The following is a 19,911-nucleotide window of genomic DNA, read 5'->3' as shown; positions in this document are numbered from 1 at the left end:
AAATGTCCAAAGTACTCGTGCCCATTGCCAATGGTAGCGAAGAAATTGAAGCGCTCACCATTATTGATGTGTTGCGTCGCGGCGGCTTAGACGTCTGTGTCGCCAGCGTGCATGATTCCCGTCAAGTAACCTTGGCCCATGGTTGTCGGTTTGAAGCGGATGTGTTGCTGAGTGACATGGTAGAAAGCCTGTATGACGCGGTGGTTTTACCCGGAGGTATGCCGGGGGCGGAGCACCTAAAAGACTGCGAGCTGTTAGTGAGCATCCTTGAAAAACATGACATACAAGACGCGCTGTTGGCCGCTATTTGTGCGGCTCCAGCTTTAGTGTTTGGTACCCATGGCTTTGTCGTGGATAAACAAGCGACTTGTTACCCAGGGTTCGAATCACACTTGCAAGGGGCTGAATATATGGCAGATCAACCGGTAGTGATGGACGGTAATATTATTACTGCTCAGGGCCCTGCTGTGGCGATGGCGTTTTCATTAGCTGTTTTGGCAAATCTTAAAGGCTATGAGGCGGCTCAAAAAGTCGCGTCGGACTTACTGTGCTAGAACAATAGAAGGTTTGATTTAATGCTGACTATTTGGTTAGCAAAAAACCACCGTAAAGCAGGTATTTTTATGGATTTACTTGCTATTCTCGGTGGACGCTAAGGGTGCAAAATAGTAGAATTGTTCAGATTTTTAAACGCAAGATTTATTGGTGGTGAATCGATAAATACGCGGCACAAGCGCAATTTTTAAAAAGCGAGATAAGCCACCGGTTTGTCTCGCTTTTTTGCAACCTAACTAGCTCTAAATGGGAGGTTCCTTTGGCGACAACAGCGATTCTAGCTTTGGAAGATGGCACGATATTTAAAGGCGTGTCAATCGGAGCAGATGGCACTTCAACAGCGGAAGTAGTATTCAACACTTCAATGACTGGCTATCAAGAAATTCTTACAGATCCTTCCTATGCACGACAAATGGTCACTTTGACTTACCCTCATATCGGGAATACCGGCGTTAACTCTGAAGACGAAGAGTCTAATCAAGTTTGGTGTGAAGGCCTAATTATTCGCGACCTACCACTTGTTGCCAGTAGCTGGCGTAGTGAAGAAGCATTAGATGCTTACCTAAAACGCAAAGGTGTTGTGGGCATTGCTGACATTGATACACGTAAACTAACGCGTATCTTGCGTGAAAAAGGTGCTCAAGCTGGCTGCATCATGGCTGGCGATAACCTAGACGAAGCTGCTGCCGTTGCAGCCGCAAAAGCTTTCCCAGGCCTAAAAGGCATGGACCTTGCCAAAGAAGTGACTGTCAAAGAGTCTTACCAGTGGACAGAATCTACTTGGGATCTTGTCAAAGGTCATACGACGCCAGACAGCTCTGAGTTCCACGTAGTGGCTTATGACTTCGGTGTAAAACGCAATATTCTACGCATGCTGGTTGAACGTGGTTGCCGTTTGACTGTTGTGCCGGCGCAAACACCAGCGAGCGATGTGCTAGCTTTGAATCCTGATGGTGTCTTCCTTTCCAATGGCCCTGGTGACCCAGAGCCTTGTGATTATGCGATTGCCGCCATCAAAGAAATTTTGGAAACAGACATACCGGTTTTTGGTATTTGTCTTGGCCATCAGCTACTCGCGTTAGCGTCTGGTGCCAAAACTAAGAAAATGAAATTTGGTCATCACGGTGCCAACCACCCGGTTCAAGCCATCGAGAAAGGCACCGTCATGATCACCAGCCAAAACCATGGCTTTGCTGTTGATGAAGATACCTTACCGAGTAACCTTGTGATGACTCATAAGTCTTTGTTCGACCAATCTCTACAAGGGATTGCCCGCACAGATAAGAGTGCATTCAGCTTCCAAGGTCATCCGGAAGCGAGCCCAGGTCCACATGATGTTGCACCTTTGTTCGATCAGTTTATTGACAACATTAAAGCCGCCAAAGCCTAAATAAGGGAGCGAACGAAAAGATTATGCCAAAACGTACTGACATAAAAAGCGTCTTAATTTTAGGTGCCGGCCCGATCGTTATCGGTCAGGCTTGTGAATTTGATTACTCTGGTGCACAAGCGTGTAAGGCCCTTCGTGAAGAAGGTTTCCGCGTTATTCTGGTGAACTCGAACCCTGCTACCATCATGACTGACCCTGTGATGGCTGATGCGACTTACATCGAGCCGATCGAGTGGAAAACAGTTGAAAAGATCATTGAGAAAGAGCGTCCAGATGCCGTATTGCCAACCATGGGTGGCCAAACCGCATTGAACTGTGCGCTGGATCTTGAGCGCCACGGCGTTCTAGAGAAATACAATGTTGAAATGATTGGTGCGACAGCGGACGCGATTGATAAAGCTGAAGACCGTAATCGTTTCGACCAAGCGATGAAAGCCATTGGTCTTGAGTGTCCGCGTGCGGGTATCGCTCACAACATGGAAGAAGCTCTTAAAGTTCAGGCTGAAGTTGGCTTCCCTTGTATCATTCGTCCGTCATTCACCATGGGTGGTACGGGTGGTGGTATCGCTTACAACATGGAAGAGTTTGACGAAATCTGTAACCGTGGTTTGGACTTGTCGCCAACCAACGAATTACTGATCGATGAATCTCTTATCGGTTGGAAAGAATACGAGATGGAAGTTGTCCGTGACAAAAAAGACAACTGTATCATCGTTTGTGCGATCGAAAACTTCGATGCCATGGGTGTGCACACGGGTGACTCGATCACCGTTGCCCCAGCTCAGACGCTAACGGATAAAGAATACCAAATCATGCGTAACGCTTCCCTTGCGGTATTGCGTGAGATCGGTGTGGAAACAGGTGGTTCTAACGTACAGTTTGGTATGGACCCGAAAACTGGTCGCCTTGTTGTTATCGAGATGAACCCACGTGTATCGCGTTCTTCTGCTTTGGCGTCTAAAGCGACAGGTTTCCCAATCGCTAAAATTGCTGCGAAATTGGCCATAGGTTACACCCTAGATGAGTTGCAAAACGACATCACAGGTGGCCAGACACCAGCGAGCTTTGAGCCTGCAATCGACTATGTGGTTACTAAGATTCCACGCTTCACATTTGAAAAATTCCCAACAGCGAATGATCGTTTAACGACGCAAATGAAGTCTGTGGGTGAAGTCATGGCGATTGGCCGTACTTTCCAAGAATCTTTACAGAAAGCCCTACGTGGCCTAGAAGTAGGTTCAGACGGCTTTAACCCACAGCTAGACTTCGCGGAAGAGAACAGCAAAGAGAAACTTGCTTACGAGCTACAGTCTCCGGGTGCTGATCGTATTTGGTACATTGGCGATGCTTTCCGTGCAGGTATGTCTGTTGATGAAATCTACGCGGTGACAGGGGTTGATCACTGGTTCCTAGTGCAGATTGAAGACTTGATCAAAGAAGAAATTGCGTTGGCCGACAAAGGCCTAGTGGATATGGACTACGATGTTCTTCGTCGTCTAAAACGTAAAGGTTTCTCTGATGCGCGTTTGGCAAACTTGCTAGATGTTACGGAAAAATCTTTGCGTGAGCGTCGTTACTTGATGGACGTACACCCAGTTTACAAGCGTGTTGATACGTGTGCGGCTGAGTTTGCGACGAACACGGCTTACATGTATTCCACTTACGAAGATGAGTGTGAAGCAGCGCCAACGGATAAAGATAAAGTGATCATCCTTGGTGGTGGCCCGAACCGTATTGGTCAGGGTATCGAGTTTGATTACTGTTGTGTACACGCAGCCCTAGGCCTACGTGAAGACGGTTATGAAACCATCATGGTGAACTGTAACCCAGAAACCGTTTCTACAGACTATGACACATCGGATCGTTTGTACTTTGAGCCGGTAACTCTTGAAGACGTATTAGAAATCGTCCGTAAAGAAAAACCAAAAGGCGTTATTGTGCAGTTCGGTGGTCAAACACCACTGAAAATCGCTCGTGCTCTACAGAACGAAGGTGTGCCAATTATCGGTACAACGCCAGAAGCCATTGACCGTGCGGAAGACCGTGAACGTTTCCAAAGCATGATCCAGCGTCTTGGTTACAAACAGCCTCATAACGCTACAGTGCGTAGTGTTGAGCAAGCGGCGATGAAAGCGGCTGAAATCGGTTACCCTCTGGTGGTTCGTCCATCTTATGTATTGGGTGGTCGTGCCATGGAGATCGTATATAACGAGAAAGAACTGAATCGTTATATGACGACTGCGGTGAAAGTGTCTAATGACAGCCCAGTACTACTTGATCACTTCCTAAACGCTGCCATCGAGATTGATATTGATTGTATCAGTGACGGCCAGCAAGTTGTGATTGGCGGCATCATGCAGCATATCGAGCAAGCGGGTGTTCACTCTGGTGATTCAGCCTGTTCTTTGCCGCCTTACTCTTTGGGTGCGGATGTACAGGATCAAATTCGTGAGATGATCAAGAACATGGCCCTAGAATTAGGGGTTATTGGCCTGATGAATACGCAGCTTGCGGTACAAGATGGCGAAATCTACGTGATCGAGGTGAACCCTCGTGCGTCACGTACCGTACCATTCGTTTCTAAGTGTATCGGCCGCTCTCTAGCACAGGTTGCTGCATTGGTTATGGCGGGTAAGACGCTACAGGAACTTGGCTTTAATGAAGAGATTATCCCTTCTTACTACAGCGTGAAAGAAGCGGTCTTCCCGTTCAACAAGTTCCAAGGTGTTGATCCAATTCTTGGCCCTGAAATGAAATCTACCGGCGAAGTTATGGGCGTAGGTGATACCTTCGCAGAAGCCTTCGGTAAAGCGGTATTGGGTGGTGGTACTGAGCTACCGACATCCGGTCGTGCATTTATCAGTGTTCGTGATGTGGACAAAGAAGGTGCCGTAGCCGTTGCTCAACGTTTGGCGGGTCTTGGCTTCGACTTGGTTGGTACGGAAGGTACTGCTAAATTCCTTACCGAAAACGGTGTAGACGTTCGTAGGGTTAATAAGGTAAATGAAGGTCGTCCACATATTGTAGATATGTTGAAAAATGGTGAAATTGACTACATAGTTAATACCACTTCAGGCACTCAGGCCATTGCGGACTCTTCTGTGATTCGTCGTACAGCATTACAGCGTAAGGTTTGTTACACTACAACATTGGCCGGCGCAGAAGCGACCAGTTTGGCGATAAGTTTAACTGGTGAAACCAAAGTTAGAAGACTACAAGACTTGCACCTGGGGAAATAATGAAAAAGGTACCAATGACAGTTGAAGGTGAAGCGACGCTCCGTGAAGAGCTGAATCACCTGAAAACAGTAGTTCGTCCTCGCGTTATCGCTGATATAGCAACAGCGCGCGAGCACGGCGACTTAAAAGAAAATGCAGAATATCATGCCGCCCGTGAAGAGCAGGGTTTTGCTGAAGGTCGAATTAAAGAGATCGAAGGTAAGCTTGCCGATTCACAAGTGATTGATGTGAAATCTATGCCAGCGTCTAGCAAAGTCATCTTTGGTACAACGGTGACCTTGTATAACGTGGACACTGAAGACACTGTTACCTACAAGATTGTAGGGGATGATGAGTCCGATGTGAAAGCGAAGAAGATTTCCTATGCTTCACCGATTGCTAAAGCGATTATCGGTAAAATGGAAGGCGATGAAGTTCTGGTTAAGATTCCAAGTGGCGAAGCTACTTATGAAATAGAAAAAGTGGAATACATTTAAGCGTTTCGCTTTTTCAGAAAACCACCGAGTGTTTTGCACTCGGTGGTTTTTTTATGCCTATCAATGACTCGTCTGTTTTCTGTTCACATCGAGTGATGTCTTTGATCTATTTTAGACGTCATGAATAGACGCGTTATTGTAAACGTTCCTCTTGAGGGGCTGAGGTATTCTTAGGTGCCAGAATATTGATGTATTCAGTTTGTACTTCTGGCAGAGGAAAGGCTTCTGAAAAAGATTGAGATTTACTTTGGTTCTCAATAATACGAACGTGTGAGCGGTTAAGTTCTCTTGGCTCTTTTACGCCGCAAGCATGAGCAATCATTTCGATACCATGGAGCAACTCTTGAGCGTAATTAGCGACTCTAACAGATTTTTCTTGCGTTACTAAACCGCGTTGCAGATCTAGATTATGAGTGGTGATACCCGTAGGGCAAGTATTTTTATTGCATTGTAATGCTTGGATGCATCCCAACGAAAATAAGAATCCTCGCGCCGAGACAATAAAATCTGCACCGGCACTTAATGCCCAAGCGGCTTTGCCAGGTACGATCAGCTTTCCTGATGCAATGATTTTTATGTGCTCTCGTAAACCGTAGGAAGTCACTATATTCACGACCCCTGGTAGACTCTCACGTAAATGCATTCCCACATAGTCCATGAGTGGTTGGGGTGCGGCACCTGTACCGCCATCTGAGCTGTCTATGGTGATGAAATCTGGGCAGTACTCAATGCCTTTTTTATGAACCAACTTGCATAATTGGGAGAAGAAACTTAGGTCGCCCACCACCATTTTAAAGCCTACGGGCTTTGATGTGACTCGACGCACTCTATGGATCATGTTGAGTAAGTCGTCAATGGATTTAATATCTGGGTGACCATTGGGGCTATTCGAGCTTTGGTGGGCAGTAATGCCACGTATTTCAGCAATTTCTTCCGTGACCTTTTCTCCCGGTAACATACCACCTTTACCGGGTTTAGCGCCTTGGCTCATCTTGATTTCAAACATGCGAACATTTTCGTGCTGAGCGATTTTTATAAGCCTTTCATCATCTAATAGACCTTCAGCGTTGCGTACGCCATATTTCGCGGTGCCAATTTGAAAAACAATATCACCGCCTCCTTCAAGGTGGTACGACGAAAGCCCGCCTTCACCTGTATTCATCCAAATACCTGCTTTTGCGGCACCCAGAGACAGTGCTCGGATTGCAGGTTTCGACAGAGCGCCATAACTCATGCCTGAGATATTGATAATGGCATTAGTGCGAAAGGGGATCTTGGCGGTGTGCTCTCCAATACACACTTCTTTTGGTGGTAGTGCGTCTTCCTCTAGTACAGGAAATACGCCATTAGAAAAGAAAATATCACCTTGGGACTCTAAAGGCCGGGTTGAGCCAAAAGCGAGTGTTGAGTCCACCTTTTTTGCTGCTCGATAGGCCCATGAGCGCTCCGCGCGGTTAAATGGGTGCTCTTCTCTGTCCATGGCAAAAAAATACTGGCGAAAGAACTCCCCCATGTGCTCAAACAAGTAGCGAAACCGGCCAATCACTGGGTAGTTACGACGAATAGTGTGTGCGGTTTGATTTTTATCGAGCCAATACATGACGGCCAGCGCTATCACAGAGACGAATAATAATAAGGTAAATATCACCGCGCCCCATTGAATAACACTCATTGCGATAGAAGTTAAATAATCCATAACGTGCCCTTATGGTGAAAGAAAGTTTCTTTAAACATTAAACTACTAATTCAGTGGATTGGTAAGGCTTTAATCAGGGATTAAATTCGGAAACCCGCCTAAATTTACATCAAATGATAACCATTTCTAATAGGTTGTATTATCGTTGGTTTTTTATAGTAGGGATGAATGATGGTCTGCTGTATTTTGTTTTCTGATTCTACTGACCTTTATTTTAAGCCAGCGGTTGAAGAGTGTGTCTTGCGCATCACGCCTGCAGATCAGCGAGCGTTATTCTTAAGGTGGTTTGTTAGCATCATAATGAGCCCACGAATATCGAAAGTATTCCGTCGCAATCTATGCAGGATTTGAAATTTACATTATCAATTATTTTTTGAAAGTGTTTGCACCTTTTGATCTATTATCAAATTATTGTTTGTCTCTATAATGGTGTCATATTCGATTAAACATTGACAAGGTAATGGAACACAGTATGTCTCACCCAATTATTAATGACCTGAACAGCCGCTACACAGCAAAACAATACGATGCCAGCAAACGTATCTCTGCAGACGATATTGCTGTGATCAAAGAGGCGCTACGTTTATCTGCTTCTTCTATTAACTCTCAGCCTTGGCACTTTATCTTGGTTGAAAGTGATGAAGGCAAGCAGCGTTTGCATGACACTTTTGTCAACAAGCACCAGTTTAATCAGCATCATATTAAAGAAGCCTCCCACACAATATTGTTAGCGTACGATCCGAAGTTCACGAAAGAAAAATTTAGCAAACGCGTGGATGCAGAAGTAAGCTCAGGGCATTTGCCGGCAGAAAATTATGATGCCTTCATGGGCGCTTATGCCTTCGCTGAAATGAATACAGATGAGCAAGGCAATAACGCAACTTGGACTAAGGCTCAGCTATATTTGGCGTTAGGTAACTTATTGCATACTTTAGCTCGCATGGGTATCGCTTCAACACCTATGGAAGGGGTAGATCCTGAATTGATCGGCGAGAAGTTTGAAAAAGAGCTAAATGGTCACGTTTGTGAAGTCGCTGTTGCTATGGGCTACCATAAAGAGGGCGAAGACTGGAACCGTGATCTGCCTAAAGCTCGCTTAGCTCTAGAAGACATTATCACGACAGTATAATCCGACACAGGGTGTTGATTAAAAAGGCGAAGTAATTAGCTTACTTCGCCTTTTTTTGTGGGCTCAGCTTGGTAAAATGTACCACCTAATTTCGCAATAAGAAGTAATCTATATGGCTTTACCGGAATGCCCTAAATGTCAGTCGGAATATGTTTATCAAGACCAGCTTAACTTGGTCTGTCCTGAATGTGCCTTTGAATGGAATCCAAATGAAGAGTCTGAGCAAACGGACGAAGTACAAGTTAAGGATGCTAATGGCACCCTGTTGCTTGCTGGCGATAAGCTCACGCTCGCCAAAGACTTGAAAGTTAAAGGCAGTTCTATGGTGTTAAAAATCGGCACCAAAGGCGTGATTAAGCGTATACATGATAAAAAAGATCATCAGCTAGATTGCAAACTGGACGGTGCGGGAGACATGATGGTGACGGCGAAATTCGTCAAAAAAGCCTGAGCATATCAGGCTTGGCAGGGAGGGAAGAGCGGTAAGGTTAGCCGCGTTGAAAGGCTGACCGAATAAGGCCAATGCCTGCTAAGGCAAATAGCCCCGCTGCGATTCTATCGACCCAATGGCTGACCTTACGATACAGTTGCATGATGTGGGGAATAGAAAACAGCAGGGAATATAGTGCGTTGACGGTAAATCCTGCCAGCATGCAAACCATCAAGCCAGCAATAAGAGCTCCGAAGTCACTGCTTTCTCCCATGCCAACCGACAGAGCGGCCATCCAAGCAATTACCGTCTTAGGGTTGGAGGTGTTGAGTACCAAACCTCTTAAAAACCACTTTTTAGCACTCAATTGTTGGATCTCTTGTTGATCCGCGAAGGTTTTCGATTGCAATGATGTTTTATACGATTGGTAAGCCAACCAAATAAGATAAAGCCCGCCTAATACTTTCAGTGCGCTCAGCAAATACACTGAGCTTTGTAACATGACGCCCATGCCGCTAATGGCGACTAGCCCCCATACCAATAAACCGCAGGAAAGACCTGTGCCATATATGAGGCTGGCTTTGCGGCCCTTGCTCATGGCGATGGTCGCATTCGAAAGTGTGGCTGGCCCCGGAGAAGCTGCAATCACAAAGAAGGTAAAGCCTATTGTTGCTAAAGATATAACATCAATCATGGGGAGTCTCCGCAGCCTAGTCTAACGATTATGACTGTATGTTAGCGAGAGTAATATTTTATTGAAAGGCTAAATAATCAACGGGCTAAAGAGAGGATGACTTCTCTGTCTGCCTGTTAACTTACACGCCTTTCTCGTTACCCCACAGATAGACATGCAGCTGGGGTAAAACCGTGGCATCAAACCAACCTCTTTGCATGACTTCTTCCACCAAATTTAAAGTTTTAGTGGTCAGCGAGTCTAGGCTGGGGTTACCTTCAAGTTCTAGGTTGCAAGGCTGTAAATACAAAGGCAGTTGAGGGTATTGTTGTTTGATCTCGGCAGCCCATTCTAAATCAGCATCATCCGCAACAACTATCTTCAAACTGACATTAATGTCCTGTGCATTGTGAAGGGTAGTATCAAAGCGGATTTGATCAAACCTCATTTTGCTCGACGGTGGCTTAGGGCTTAAGGTGAGGTAATCCAGTTCCGCAAACCAAGGAGCGCTAACACTGCCCTGAGTTTCCATGGCAAAACGATAGCCTTTGGCTTTTCCTAATCTAATTAACTCTGATAAATCTTGAATCGCAGGGTTACCACCCGATAGTGTGATTAGAATAGGTTTGCCGCCACTGAGTGTTTCAACTTGCTGAAACACTTCGCTTGCAGACATTGCTAACCATTCATCTTTGTATTTTTTATCGACGGCATGCATTGTGTCACACCAGCTGCAACGATAATCACAGCCGCCGGTTCGAACAAAAACAGTAGGGGTACCAATCAGCGAGCCTTCCCCTTGAATGGTCGGGCCAAAAATTTCTGAAATGGCAATCATGGACGGTACTCCGCCCAAGTTTTGGGGGTTTCTGAAACACTGACGGCACTCACTTCAGGCCAGAGCTTCTTGCTCCATTGGTATAAGTGTTCGGCCAAGCGCTCGGCAGTGGTGTTGTCTGCACCCAGCACATCATTAAGGTGGCGATGATCTAAGTGATCGTCAATATAGTGTTTAAAATCAGCGAGCTCACGATAATCTCGAACAAAACCAGTGCTGTTCAACGTGCTGGATGACAGCTCAATAATCACCTCATAGTTATGACCATGAAGACGGCTACAAGGATGTGAGTCGGGTAAGCCTAGCAACTGATGCGAGGCAGAAAATTGAAATGACTTGCGAATACGAAACATAGTGCATTGTCCTAACGGTTAATAACAATGCAGCACTAATCCCCTAAAGAATTTTTAGGTATGTGTTTTTAACCTGGTGCTACGACAGGGCCAAAAGGCGCGCGTAGTATACACCTACTTGCGGCTCATCAACAGGGAGGGGGATTTTAGGGATTAGAAGCTGAGCCGAATAAAGGCTTTATTCGGCTCAGAAAACCATGTTGTTGTGAGCCGAATAATTTATTTAATCGGCTCAATTAAATAATCTGGATAAAAAGTTGCTCTATAGCACAGGGGTTCGGGTTGTAAAAGCCAAGGGGCGCTTCGATGAGGTAGGCGGCAGTTTCGAAGAGAAATGCCCCTTGGCTGATGTCGCCTGAAAGAGTTAAGAGAGAGGTTGTCGGCATGAATGCCGACCTACGAAGGGCGTTAGGGAGTAGACCAAGTCTCATTTGATGTGACATAAAAAAACACCAGCCGAGGCTGGTGTTTTTAGTTCAATGCAAGAAAGCGAGTGGTTTAAGGCTGAGCTTTCTTGAAGGCTTCGATCAAAGCCTGGGTTGAGGCATCTAGTGCGCTGTTGTCGCTGTCGCTAACAAGGCGGTTGTAGATGTCTGTGCCCAATACTTTACCCAGCTCAACACCCCATTGGTCGAAGGAGTTGATTCCCCAGATAGTGCCTTGTACAAACGTACGGTGCTCATAAAGGGCGATCAAAGCACCAACGGTTGCTGGTGTCATTTTGTCGGTTAGCAAGGTGTTGCTAGGACGATTACCCTTGATTACCTTGTGCGGAGCGATAGCGGCTACTTGCTCAGGTGTGGCGCCCGCATCTTTCAGCTCTTGCTCAGCTTGAGCCAAAGTTTTGCCCACCATTAGGGCTTGTGATTGGCTTAGGCAGTTAGCAAATAGCTGTGTGTGGTGCTCGCCAATTGGGTTGTGGCTGCTCAGTGGTGCAATAAAGTCCACAGGTACTAGGCGAGTGCCTTGGTGCAACAACTGATGGTAAGCGTGTTGGCCGTTAGTGCCTGCACCACCCCAAATGATAGGGCCAGTGTCTGTTTCTACGCCATCACCGTTTAGCAGATTCGCTTTACCATTACTTTCCATGTCCAGCTGCTGAATGTGCGCAGGCATAGCACGCAGGTAATGGTCGTAAGGAATCAAGGCATGAGTTTGTGCATTATGGAAGTTGATGTACCACACGCCTAGTGCGCCCATGATAACCGGTAAGTTTTCTTCCAGTGGTGCGGTACGAAAATGCTCGTCCATTTGGTGAGCACCATCAAGTAGGGCGTAGAAGTTATCCATGCCTACGGCGATCGCCACAGGAAGACCAATGGCTGACCATAGAGAGTAACGGCCACCAACCCAGTCCCACATAGGGAAGATATTTTCTTCTGCCATACCGAAGTCGACAGCTTTTGCCACATTAGAGCTTACTGCTGCGAAATGCTTGCTGATGCCTTCTTGTGTACCGCCATTGCTCAAGAACCAGTCTCGGGCAGCGTTGGCGTTGGAAAGCGTTTCAAGAGTGCCAAAAGTCTTAGATGAGATAACAAAGACTGTTGTTTCAGGGTCAACTTGCTTAAGTTTACCTGTAATATCAGAACCATCGATGTTAGCAACAAAATGCACCTTGATTTGCTCTTGGGCATAAGGTGTTAGGGCTTCTGCTACGACTTTTGGTCCTAGGTAAGAACCACCGATACCGATAGAGACAACATCGGTAATGGTTTTGCCTGTATGACCGCGCCATTCACCAGAATGTAGTTGCTGAACAAAGGCTTCCATTTGTTTTAGAGTGTCACGTACTTCTGTTAGTACGTTCACGCCATCGACCATGAGAGATTCTTGAGCTTGGCTAGCGCGTAGGGCAATGTGTAACACTGAGCGGTCTTCTGTATTATTGATATGTGCACCGCTGAACATGCCTTTAATGGCTTCTTCCATGCCCGCTTCTTTTACAAGTTGCGTTAGCAATGACATGGTGGTTTCATCGGCGCGGTTTTTTGTGTAGTCCAATGTCCAGCCCGCGGCATTAGCTTGGTAGTTTTGAGCGCGTTTCGGATCGGCTGCAAACAATGACTTCATGTCGATATTCGCCATCTCTTGCTGATGGTCTGCAAGTTTTTGCCAAGTCGTCAATTCTGTGGGTGAGCGCATTACAATCTCCCTAGTTTGTTGAAAGTGAATCAGGCAATTCGATACGTAAGTTGTCTATCAATCGTGCATTGCCAAGGTGTGCCGCAGCCAAAATGACTAGGCGTTTCTCTTCCTCTGATGGTATTTGTAAACTATCTTGTGCGCGTATTTCAAAATAATCACGACGGAATCCAGCCGCTTCAAGCTTCTGTTGAGCTTGTTCGCGAATGTCCTCGTGACTCGCACGGTTTGCTGTAAGCATGTCTTTTGCCCACAACAGGGTTTGATACATCGCTGGAGCAATGCCTCGCTCTTCCTTGGTAAGGTAGCCGTTCCGTGAACTCATGGCTAGGCCATCGTCATTGCGGGCGGTATCAATGCCAATGATTTTAATGCTAGAGCTTAAGTCTCGCACCATGTCTTCAATGACTTTTAATTGTTGATAATCTTTGTTACCAAATATCGCACTATCTGGCTGAACGATGTTAAATAATTTTGTCACCACTGTCGCAACACCGACAAAGTGTCCTGGGCGGGATGCACCACACAAAATATCGGATATGCCCATGACTTCAATTTGAGTCTGGCTGCGTTTGCCATCCGGATACATCTCTAAGGCATCTGGGGCGAATAAATAATGACAGCCATTTTCTTCAAGTAAACGCTGATCTTCCGTCAGTGTTTTTGGGTAACGCTCTAGGTCTTCATTGGCAGAGAACTGCATAGGGTTAACGAAAATGGACGATACGACCACATCGCCTTCCGTTGTGGCTTGGCGTATTAACGACATATGGCCATCATGCAGGTTGCCCATAGTTGGCACAAAAACAATGCTTTTATCTTGTAGGCGCTCAATCTTTAAGGCAGCACGGAGTTCTTGAATAGTGTGAAAAGTCTTCATGATTTGAATCCGTGTTCAGGGCCTGGGAAAGAACCATCTTTTACTTCGTTAATATAGGCTTCAAAGGCTTGTTGCACATTGCGGCCTTCAGATAGGTAGTTTTTAACAAAACGTGGTCTGTGCCCCAAATTAATGCCTAGCATATCGTGCATAACAAGCACTTGGCCGTCGGTGTGGTGGCCTGCGCCAATCCCAATAGTTGGAACCGAGACCGCTTCAGTCAGTAATTGCCCTAGTGCTGTCGGAATGCATTCGTACAAAAGAATGTCCGCCCCTGCAGCCACCAAGTCTAAAGACTCTTGCAGCAATAAGTCGGCCGCCGTATCGCCTTTGCCTTGTACTTTATAGCCACCGAGTTTATGCACAGATTGAGGCGTAAGGCCTAAATGAGCACACACTGGAATGCCGCGTTGGCTAAGCAGTTGAACCGTTTCTGCTAACCAGCTTCCGCCTTCGAGCTTGACCATACTCGCGCCAGCCTGCATCAGCTTAGCGGCATTATCGAGGGCTTGTTCTGGTTTGCTGTAACTCATGAAAGGCATGTCCGCTAGGATAAAGGCGTTAGTGTTGCCTCGTTTCACAGCGGCGGTGTGATAGCACATATCTTCAATAGTAACCGGTAAAGTACTGTCTTGGCCTTGAATGACCATGCCCAAAGAATCGCCCACTAAAATAGTGTCGACACCAGCTGCGTTCATCGCATGGGTGAAAGAGGCGTCATAGCTGGTTATACAGGTGATTTTTTCACCCTCGGCTTTCATTTTTTTCAAGGTCGAAAGCGTAACTGGCTTGCTGATTTTCTGTTGGGACTTGTCTGAATACATAAGGTTATACTTCTTTTATGATAACCAGATCACTGGTATCGAGTTGACTTAAATGCTCTTGCACGCAACGACCATTGGCCAGCGTTAGATCTGGGGATAGGTCGTTAAGGGGTTGGATGACAAAGCCTCGTTCCAGCATGTAAGGGTGTGGAACACTAAGTCTTGGGGTGGCGATCAATTCATCCCCATACAAGAGTATGTCTAAATCTAAAGTGCGAGGGCCCCAATGACGGTCACGGACACGACGTTGTTCTTGCTCAACACTTTGTAATAAGTCGAGTAGTGCAATGGCGCTAAGTTTAGTATCTAGGCGCATTACAGCATTGGCATAATCAGGTTGGTCTTGTGGGCCAACCGGCTTGCTTGAATAAATGGGTGATACTGCAATGTTATGCAGTTCAGTATGATTTGTAAGAGTAAGAATGGCTTGTTCTAGTTGAGCGACTGGCCCATCTAGGTTACTCCCCATACCAATATATACACTGATCACCCGTTACCCTCTAATCTTGTGGCGTTTCTTTACGCGGTGCGTTGCTCTTTTTACGGCGACGTGGACGACGCTTTTTCGGCGCGTCTTTTTCACTGGCACGGTTATCAATATTTTTGATTAGCTCTCGCTGAGTGTCTTCATTGGCATATTGAAACTCTTGCCACCAAGCTCCTAAGCCGTCTAATTGAGTGCCGCTTAACTCGCGAATCAACAAAAAGTCGAATGAGGCACGGAAACGAGCATGCTGTAACAAAATAAATGCACGCTTGCCATAGCGCTTTGGTAAACGGAACTGCATGTCCCAAATTTCACGCATCGGCGTAGAGAAACGACGTGGAATCGCCGTAGCCGCCACTTGGTTATCCAGCACCATGCTAGCGGCTTGATGTAGCGCTGGTGTGGTTGGCATGCCTTGAGCCTCAAACTCTTCGTGTCTTAACGTCACACTTGGCCACAATAGGATCGCGTATAAGAAGTATGGCGCTGTGCTTTGACCACTTTGAATACGGTCATCCGTATTCTTTAAGCCTTGTAGGATGAACGCTTCAGGGTCAATGTCGTCACGTTTCCAGCCGCTTTGTAAAATGGCTTCAGTATCAGGGAAAAGATATTTAAACAGACCGTATTCGCGCAGTAGATGAAAGGTCTCAACCCCATTGCCGCTGCCCAGAAGTTTAAGCACTTCGTCGAATAAACGCGCAGGAGGAATATGGTCTAGCAGGTGTGCCATCTCTTTAATTGGTGCGGCAGTTTGTGCCTCAAGCTCAAAGCCAAGTTTGCCAGCAAAGCGAATGGCTCTAAGCATGCGTACAGGGTCTTCTTGATAGCGCTGTACTGCGTCCCCAATGATGCGTATTTGTTTATTTTCAATGTCTGCTAAGCCGCCACAGTAGTCGTGGATGCTGAAGTCTTGCACATTGTAGTAGAGCGCGTTGAACGTAAAGTCACGGCGTTCCGCGTCTTCTTCAATATTGCCGTAAACATTGTCTCGTAAAATAATGCCGTGGCTTGATTTTGCGGAATCTTTGCCTTTTAAGGATTCTTTCTGACTGTTGTGTGGTCGGCTTTCTTGCGCTGTATTAGCTCGGAAAGTGGAGACTTCAATGATCTCTCGTCCAAAGGTGACATGAACGAGTCGAAAACGACGGCCAATGAGTCGAGAGTTCGAGAACAGGTCATGAACTTCTTCAGGGGTCGCGTTGGTAACAACATCAAAATCTTTTGGCTCGATGTCGATAAGGTGGTCTCGTATGCAACCGCCAACTAAATAGGCATCAAATCCAGCTTTGTTTAAGCGGTACAGTACTTTTACTGCATTAGGGCTTAAATTTTGGCGTGACAGAGTATGTTCGCTGCGTGGAATGATAATGGGGTAGTTCTGCGCCTGAGTTGGGGCGAGAAATAAGGTGGCTTTACGTACCAGAGATTTTAATCCTGTAAGCATTAGACGACAAATTTTAAAGTTAACAAAAAGGCTATTCTACACATGAAAGACAGAGATTTACATGGCTAAGTAATAGGATTGTTAGGGTAAATAGGAAGTTTAGAGCGATTAGAAAGGGAATGAAGCGATTGAAAATAAAAGGAATCGCTTTGGATACATGAAGATACTAGTTCCGAAAACAAAGTGGGTGCTGCTTCAGCAGTTCTACTCAATTTTATTTTTATTATTGCATTGTTTTCATTGCCCGAAGGCTTGGTATATCTAAAAAAATCAATTATCCAAAGCGATTTTCCATCCATGACCTCAGATCTTATTTTTATTTTAAGAGGTCACGGTGTTCTTATCTATTATTTTTATTTTTAAGAACATATTACGACGATCAACTTATTTTTATTATGGTCAATCTTGTTATCGTTATGGTCTCTATAAGGCATTTGTTGTGCCAGTTTTCTTAATATGCTGATTTAGTTAAGGTTTTTGTTTTATTTGTGCACTTTTCCTGCAATATTTGATGTTTGTTTTGTGTATATTGGTATCACTTGTTACTTTTTTGATGTTACTTTTTTGCAATGTTTAGCTTTTGTCTTCTCTCCCACAAACTTTTTCTGGAAATGCCCAGAGAGTGTGCAAGCTCGGTTTCACTCATGTGTTGTTGGTGCGTAATGACGAAGTGTTTAAAGTAATCGTTGAGTGATGTGCCATTCATTCCTTCAAGAAGGCTCGTGGCCTGTTTGGCGGGTTCAGATACCTTTGATATGTTGGCAAGTTTTAAATTGGCAGGGTCAATTTTGCCCGGTGGGCTAAGAATGACGGCACGTTCAAGCGCATTTTCTAACTCTCGGACATTACCTGGCCAATGGTGTGAGCGTATCGCTTGGTCAAAGGTTTTACTGTAATCGCATGAAGGCCTATGGTGTTTTGTGCAAGCTTTCTCCAGTAGAATTTTGGCAATCATAGAAATATCGTCCCCGCGCTGACGTAAGGGCGGTAATAGCAGTTCCATGACATATAAACGATAGTATAAATCTTCACGAAATAGCCCTTGTTGGACCATTTTCATTAGGTCTCTGTGGGTTGCTGTCACTAGGCGTATATCCACCTTGGTCGACTGTATTGCCCCCACTCGCCTAATCTCGCCTTCCTGTAATACTCGTAATAAGCGAGCCTGTGCTTCGAGAGGGAGCTCACCTATTTCATCCAAAAAGAGTGTGCCCTTATCGGCGGCGAAAATGAGACCGTCTCGGGCGGATACCGCACCGGTAAAAGCGCCTTTTTCATGGCCGAAAAGCTCTGATTCTATTAGGTTTTCTGGTATGGCTGCGCAGTTTACGCTGACAATGTCGTGCTTACTTCTATTGCTTAAATTATGCAGTGCTTTGGCGACCAGCTCTTTACCTGTACCTGACTCACCACGAATAAGTACAGTGACGTCCGTGTGAGCAACTTTGGTCATGTCGCTGAATAGTTCCTGCATAGGAGGGCATTGACCTATGATGCCGCTCTGAGCGGTTCCTAGCTGTAGCTCTGGTGGCGTTGCTTCAAACAAGGTTGTGCTGTCATTCGATAGCGTCTGGTTGTTACTCACTTGGCCATCAAGTGCGTCAATCACATGCTTGAGTAGTGTGTCAGGTTCAGAGGGTAGAGGTAGGTAATAGACTGCGCCTTGAGCCATGGCATTTACTGCACTGCTTAAGCTTGGTCGAGCATCTAGTGCAATGTGTGGCGGAAAATCCTTGGGTAATGTGGCTGTCGCTTCTGAGGGGGCGTTAAGGCATTCGAGATCTACCAGAGCGAGATGGAATTCACTTAGTTCGTAGTACTTTTCTGCTTGTTTTAGGGTAAGGCTGGTGTTTACTTGGAAGCCATATTTGGACAACCACTTCTCGGCACTGCTGAGCTCTGAGTTATCAGGGCAAATAATCAGTATGTGGTGCATAACGTAACCTCTTGTAACTAGTGTAACGATTATACACACATGATTCTCTGTGGGGGAAGTGTGCGCAGAATGTGTGAATTAAAAGGGTTAGATGAAGATCTGGTCTTGTGGTGCAAGAGGCATCTGGGTGATGTTTGATAGTCGCGCAGGAGACCATAAGGAGATGGCTTGGCTTAAGGTGTGCTTAATGTTTTGGGCGTTATCGAGCTGAATGCCTAAATAGCTCAATGCGCGCAGTAGTGTTTTCAAATCGCCATCTATGATGGCTTTGGCATGATTCTGCTTGCTAATTTTATTCCCTTGCGGAGTCATCACTAGTGGGATGTGACCGATGCTAGGGGTAGGCCAGCCGAAAATATCGTACAGGTAAAGTTGTTGGGCTGTGGTCTCGATAAGGTCTGCCCCTCGCACGAGATGACTAATACCTTGTAAGTGGTCATCAACAACAACTGCTAGTTGGTAGGAGAAAAAGTCATCTTTTCGTTTCAGGACGGGGCAGTTGTGTTTTAAGTCTTCTGTGAAGCACAACAAGCCTTGAATTCTGTCTCTATATTGATAAAGGGTGTTGCTGGTTTTTAAACGCCAAGAATGCGCTTGCGAGATTTTGCTTGGGCAGATGTTGGGGTGTAGACCTTGGTGTTCTGTTAAGTCTTTACGGGTGCAGTTGCAGGGAAAAACCAAATCGCGTTGTTTGAGTTGCTCAAGATGGTGCTCGTAAAGGTCACTGTGCTGACTCTGGTAGCGAATCGCTTCGTCAGATTCTAAATGGTAACTGCTAAGGGTGGTGAGAATTTGTTGGCTGTATGCAGGAGTGCAACGAGTGCCATCCACATCCTCGATGCGAATGATCCATTGTCCATCGTGTTGCCTTGCGTCCAGATAGCTCGCTAATGCACTGACTAGCGAGCCAAAATGGAGTGGGCCGGTTGGCGAAGGTGCAAATCGGCCTCGATAAGGTATCGACATGGACTAGCCGCCGATTTGTTTCTCTTTGATCTCAGCAAGCGTTTTACAGTCAATGCACATGGTCGCTGTTGGGCGAGCTTCTAAACGGCGAATACCGATTTCGATGCCACACTCTTCACAGAAGCCATAGTCATCTTCATCGATGTGCTCGATTGTCTGAGTGATCTTTTTAACTAGTTTACGTTCACGGTCACGTGCACGCAGCTCAAGGCTAAACTCTTCTTCTTGGCTGGCGCGATCGTTCGGATCCGCATAGTTAACCGCTTCTTCTTGAAGGTGGTGAACGGTACGATCAACCTCTTCCATTAGGTTCTGTTTCCAGTTGAGCAGGATGCTTTTAAAGTGCGCCAACTGGTCTTCGTTCATGTATTCTTCGCCGTCCTTAGCTTGATAAGGGGTGAAGTCTTTCATTAATGAATCGGGGTTCATTTTTGGCATACGCATTGC

Annotated in this window: 19 protein-coding genes; 6 read left to right on the top strand and 13 right to left on the bottom strand. The window is 45.9% G+C overall.

Annotated features, from left to right (window positions below; genetic code table 11):
• The first annotated feature begins 2 nt into the window (after positions 1 to 2).
• The 4 genes from ABJF92_RS00980 to greA all read left to right on the top strand — a co-directional run bounded on the left by ABJF92_RS00980 (position 3) and on the right by greA (position 5,660).
• Complete coding sequence (locus ABJF92_RS00980; protein ID WP_446813984.1) at positions 3 to 554, top strand: DJ-1 family glyoxalase III; 552 nt, start codon at positions 3 to 5, stop codon at positions 552 to 554.
• Between the two features lie 260 nt (positions 555 to 814).
• Entirely contained in the window at positions 815 to 1,945 is a 1,131-nt protein-coding gene (carA, locus tag ABJF92_RS00975; protein WP_446813983.1) for a glutamine-hydrolyzing carbamoyl-phosphate synthase small subunit, read from the top strand.
• A gap of 23 nt (positions 1,946 to 1,968) precedes the next feature.
• Positions 1,969 to 5,184 carry a carbamoyl-phosphate synthase large subunit gene (gene carB / locus ABJF92_RS00970; protein ID WP_446813982.1) on the top strand — a complete coding sequence of 1,072 codons (3,216 nt, stop codon included), beginning with the start codon at positions 1,969 to 1,971 and terminating at the stop codon, positions 5,182 to 5,184.
• Positions 5,184 to 5,660: a transcription elongation factor GreA gene (gene greA / locus ABJF92_RS00965; RefSeq protein ID WP_446813981.1), complete on the top strand. Its 477-nt coding sequence runs from the start codon at positions 5,184 to 5,186 to the stop codon at positions 5,658 to 5,660. Before carB ends, greA begins: the two co-directional genes overlap by 1 nt.
• A 133-nt stretch (positions 5,661 to 5,793) precedes the next feature.
• Here the strand turns inward: greA and ABJF92_RS00960 are convergent, their stop codons facing one another.
• On the bottom strand, positions 5,794 to 7,356 hold the full coding sequence (locus tag ABJF92_RS00960) for an FMN-binding glutamate synthase family protein (protein ID WP_446813980.1): 1,563 nt from the start codon (positions 7,354 to 7,356) through the stop codon (positions 5,794 to 5,796).
• A gap of 472 nt (positions 7,357 to 7,828) precedes the next feature.
• Between ABJF92_RS00960 and ABJF92_RS00955 the strand changes: the two genes are divergently transcribed.
• Both ABJF92_RS00955 and ABJF92_RS00950 read left to right on the top strand, forming a co-directional pair.
• A complete protein-coding gene (locus ABJF92_RS00955; RefSeq protein WP_446813979.1) occupies positions 7,829 to 8,485 on the top strand; it encodes a nitroreductase family protein in 657 nt (218 codons plus the stop codon).
• 112 nt (positions 8,486 to 8,597) lie between these two features.
• Positions 8,598 to 8,936 carry a zinc ribbon domain-containing protein YjdM gene (locus ABJF92_RS00950; protein WP_446813978.1) on the top strand — a complete coding sequence of 113 codons (339 nt, stop codon included), beginning with the start codon at positions 8,598 to 8,600 and terminating at the stop codon, positions 8,934 to 8,936.
• Between the two features lie 37 nt (positions 8,937 to 8,973).
• Here ABJF92_RS00950 and ABJF92_RS00945 read toward each other — a convergent pair whose 3' ends face one another.
• The 12 genes from ABJF92_RS00945 to dksA all read right to left on the bottom strand — a co-directional run bounded on the left by ABJF92_RS00945 (position 8,974) and on the right by dksA (position 19,902).
• A complete protein-coding gene (locus tag ABJF92_RS00945) occupies positions 8,974 to 9,609 on the bottom strand; it encodes a LysE family translocator (protein WP_446813977.1) in 636 nt (211 codons plus the stop codon).
• Positions 9,610 to 9,730: 121 nt separating this feature from the next.
• Entirely contained in the window at positions 9,731 to 10,426 is a 696-nt protein-coding gene (queE, locus tag ABJF92_RS00940; protein ID WP_446813976.1) for a 7-carboxy-7-deazaguanine synthase QueE, read from the bottom strand.
• Positions 10,423 to 10,779, bottom strand: coding sequence for a 6-carboxytetrahydropterin synthase QueD (gene queD, locus ABJF92_RS00935; RefSeq protein ID WP_445977519.1), 357 nt, complete (start codon positions 10,777 to 10,779; stop codon positions 10,423 to 10,425). Before queD ends, queE begins: the two co-directional genes overlap by 4 nt.
• Before the next feature lie 236 nt (positions 10,780 to 11,015).
• Positions 11,016 to 11,165 (bottom strand): hypothetical protein, encoded by a 150-nt coding sequence (locus tag ABJF92_RS00930; RefSeq protein WP_446813975.1) that lies wholly within the window; start codon positions 11,163 to 11,165, stop codon positions 11,016 to 11,018.
• Between the two features lie 112 nt (positions 11,166 to 11,277).
• Entirely contained in the window at positions 11,278 to 12,924 is a 1,647-nt protein-coding gene (gene pgi, locus ABJF92_RS00925; protein WP_446813974.1) for a glucose-6-phosphate isomerase, read from the bottom strand.
• A gap of 10 nt (positions 12,925 to 12,934) precedes the next feature.
• On the bottom strand, positions 12,935 to 13,804 hold the full coding sequence (panC, locus tag ABJF92_RS00920; protein WP_446813973.1) for a pantoate--beta-alanine ligase: 870 nt from the start codon (positions 13,802 to 13,804) through the stop codon (positions 12,935 to 12,937).
• Positions 13,801 to 14,628 carry a 3-methyl-2-oxobutanoate hydroxymethyltransferase gene (gene panB, locus ABJF92_RS00915; protein WP_446813972.1) on the bottom strand — a complete coding sequence of 276 codons (828 nt, stop codon included), beginning with the start codon at positions 14,626 to 14,628 and terminating at the stop codon, positions 13,801 to 13,803. Before panB ends, panC begins: the two co-directional genes overlap by 4 nt.
• A gap of 4 nt (positions 14,629 to 14,632) precedes the next feature.
• The gene (folK, locus tag ABJF92_RS00910; protein WP_446813971.1) at positions 14,633 to 15,118 is read right to left on the bottom strand and encodes a 2-amino-4-hydroxy-6-hydroxymethyldihydropteridine diphosphokinase; all 486 of its coding nucleotides are present in this window, start codon (positions 15,116 to 15,118) and stop codon (positions 14,633 to 14,635) included.
• A 10-nt stretch (positions 15,119 to 15,128) separates the two neighbouring features.
• The gene (gene pcnB / locus ABJF92_RS00905) at positions 15,129 to 16,562 is read right to left on the bottom strand and encodes a polynucleotide adenylyltransferase PcnB (RefSeq protein WP_446813970.1); all 1,434 of its coding nucleotides are present in this window, start codon (positions 16,560 to 16,562) and stop codon (positions 15,129 to 15,131) included.
• Between the two features lie 556 nt (positions 16,563 to 17,118).
• Entirely contained in the window at positions 17,119 to 18,498 is a 1,380-nt protein-coding gene (locus ABJF92_RS00900; protein ID WP_446813969.1) for a sigma-54-dependent transcriptional regulator, read from the bottom strand.
• 87 nt (positions 18,499 to 18,585) lie between these two features.
• Positions 18,586 to 19,464 carry a tRNA glutamyl-Q(34) synthetase GluQRS gene (gene gluQRS / locus ABJF92_RS00895; protein ID WP_446813968.1) on the bottom strand — a complete coding sequence of 293 codons (879 nt, stop codon included), beginning with the start codon at positions 19,462 to 19,464 and terminating at the stop codon, positions 18,586 to 18,588.
• A 3-nt stretch (positions 19,465 to 19,467) separates the two neighbouring features.
• Complete coding sequence (gene dksA, locus ABJF92_RS00890) at positions 19,468 to 19,902, bottom strand: RNA polymerase-binding protein DksA (protein WP_446813967.1); 435 nt, start codon at positions 19,900 to 19,902, stop codon at positions 19,468 to 19,470.
• Between the last annotated feature and the right edge of the window lie 9 nt (positions 19,903 to 19,911).

Source organism: Marinomonas sp. (assembly GCF_039940335.1).
GTDB lineage: Bacteria > Pseudomonadota > Gammaproteobacteria > Pseudomonadales > Marinomonadaceae > Marinomonas.
Note: the sequence above shows the minus strand (reverse complement) of the source record. Positions and strands in the feature narration are given on the sequence as shown.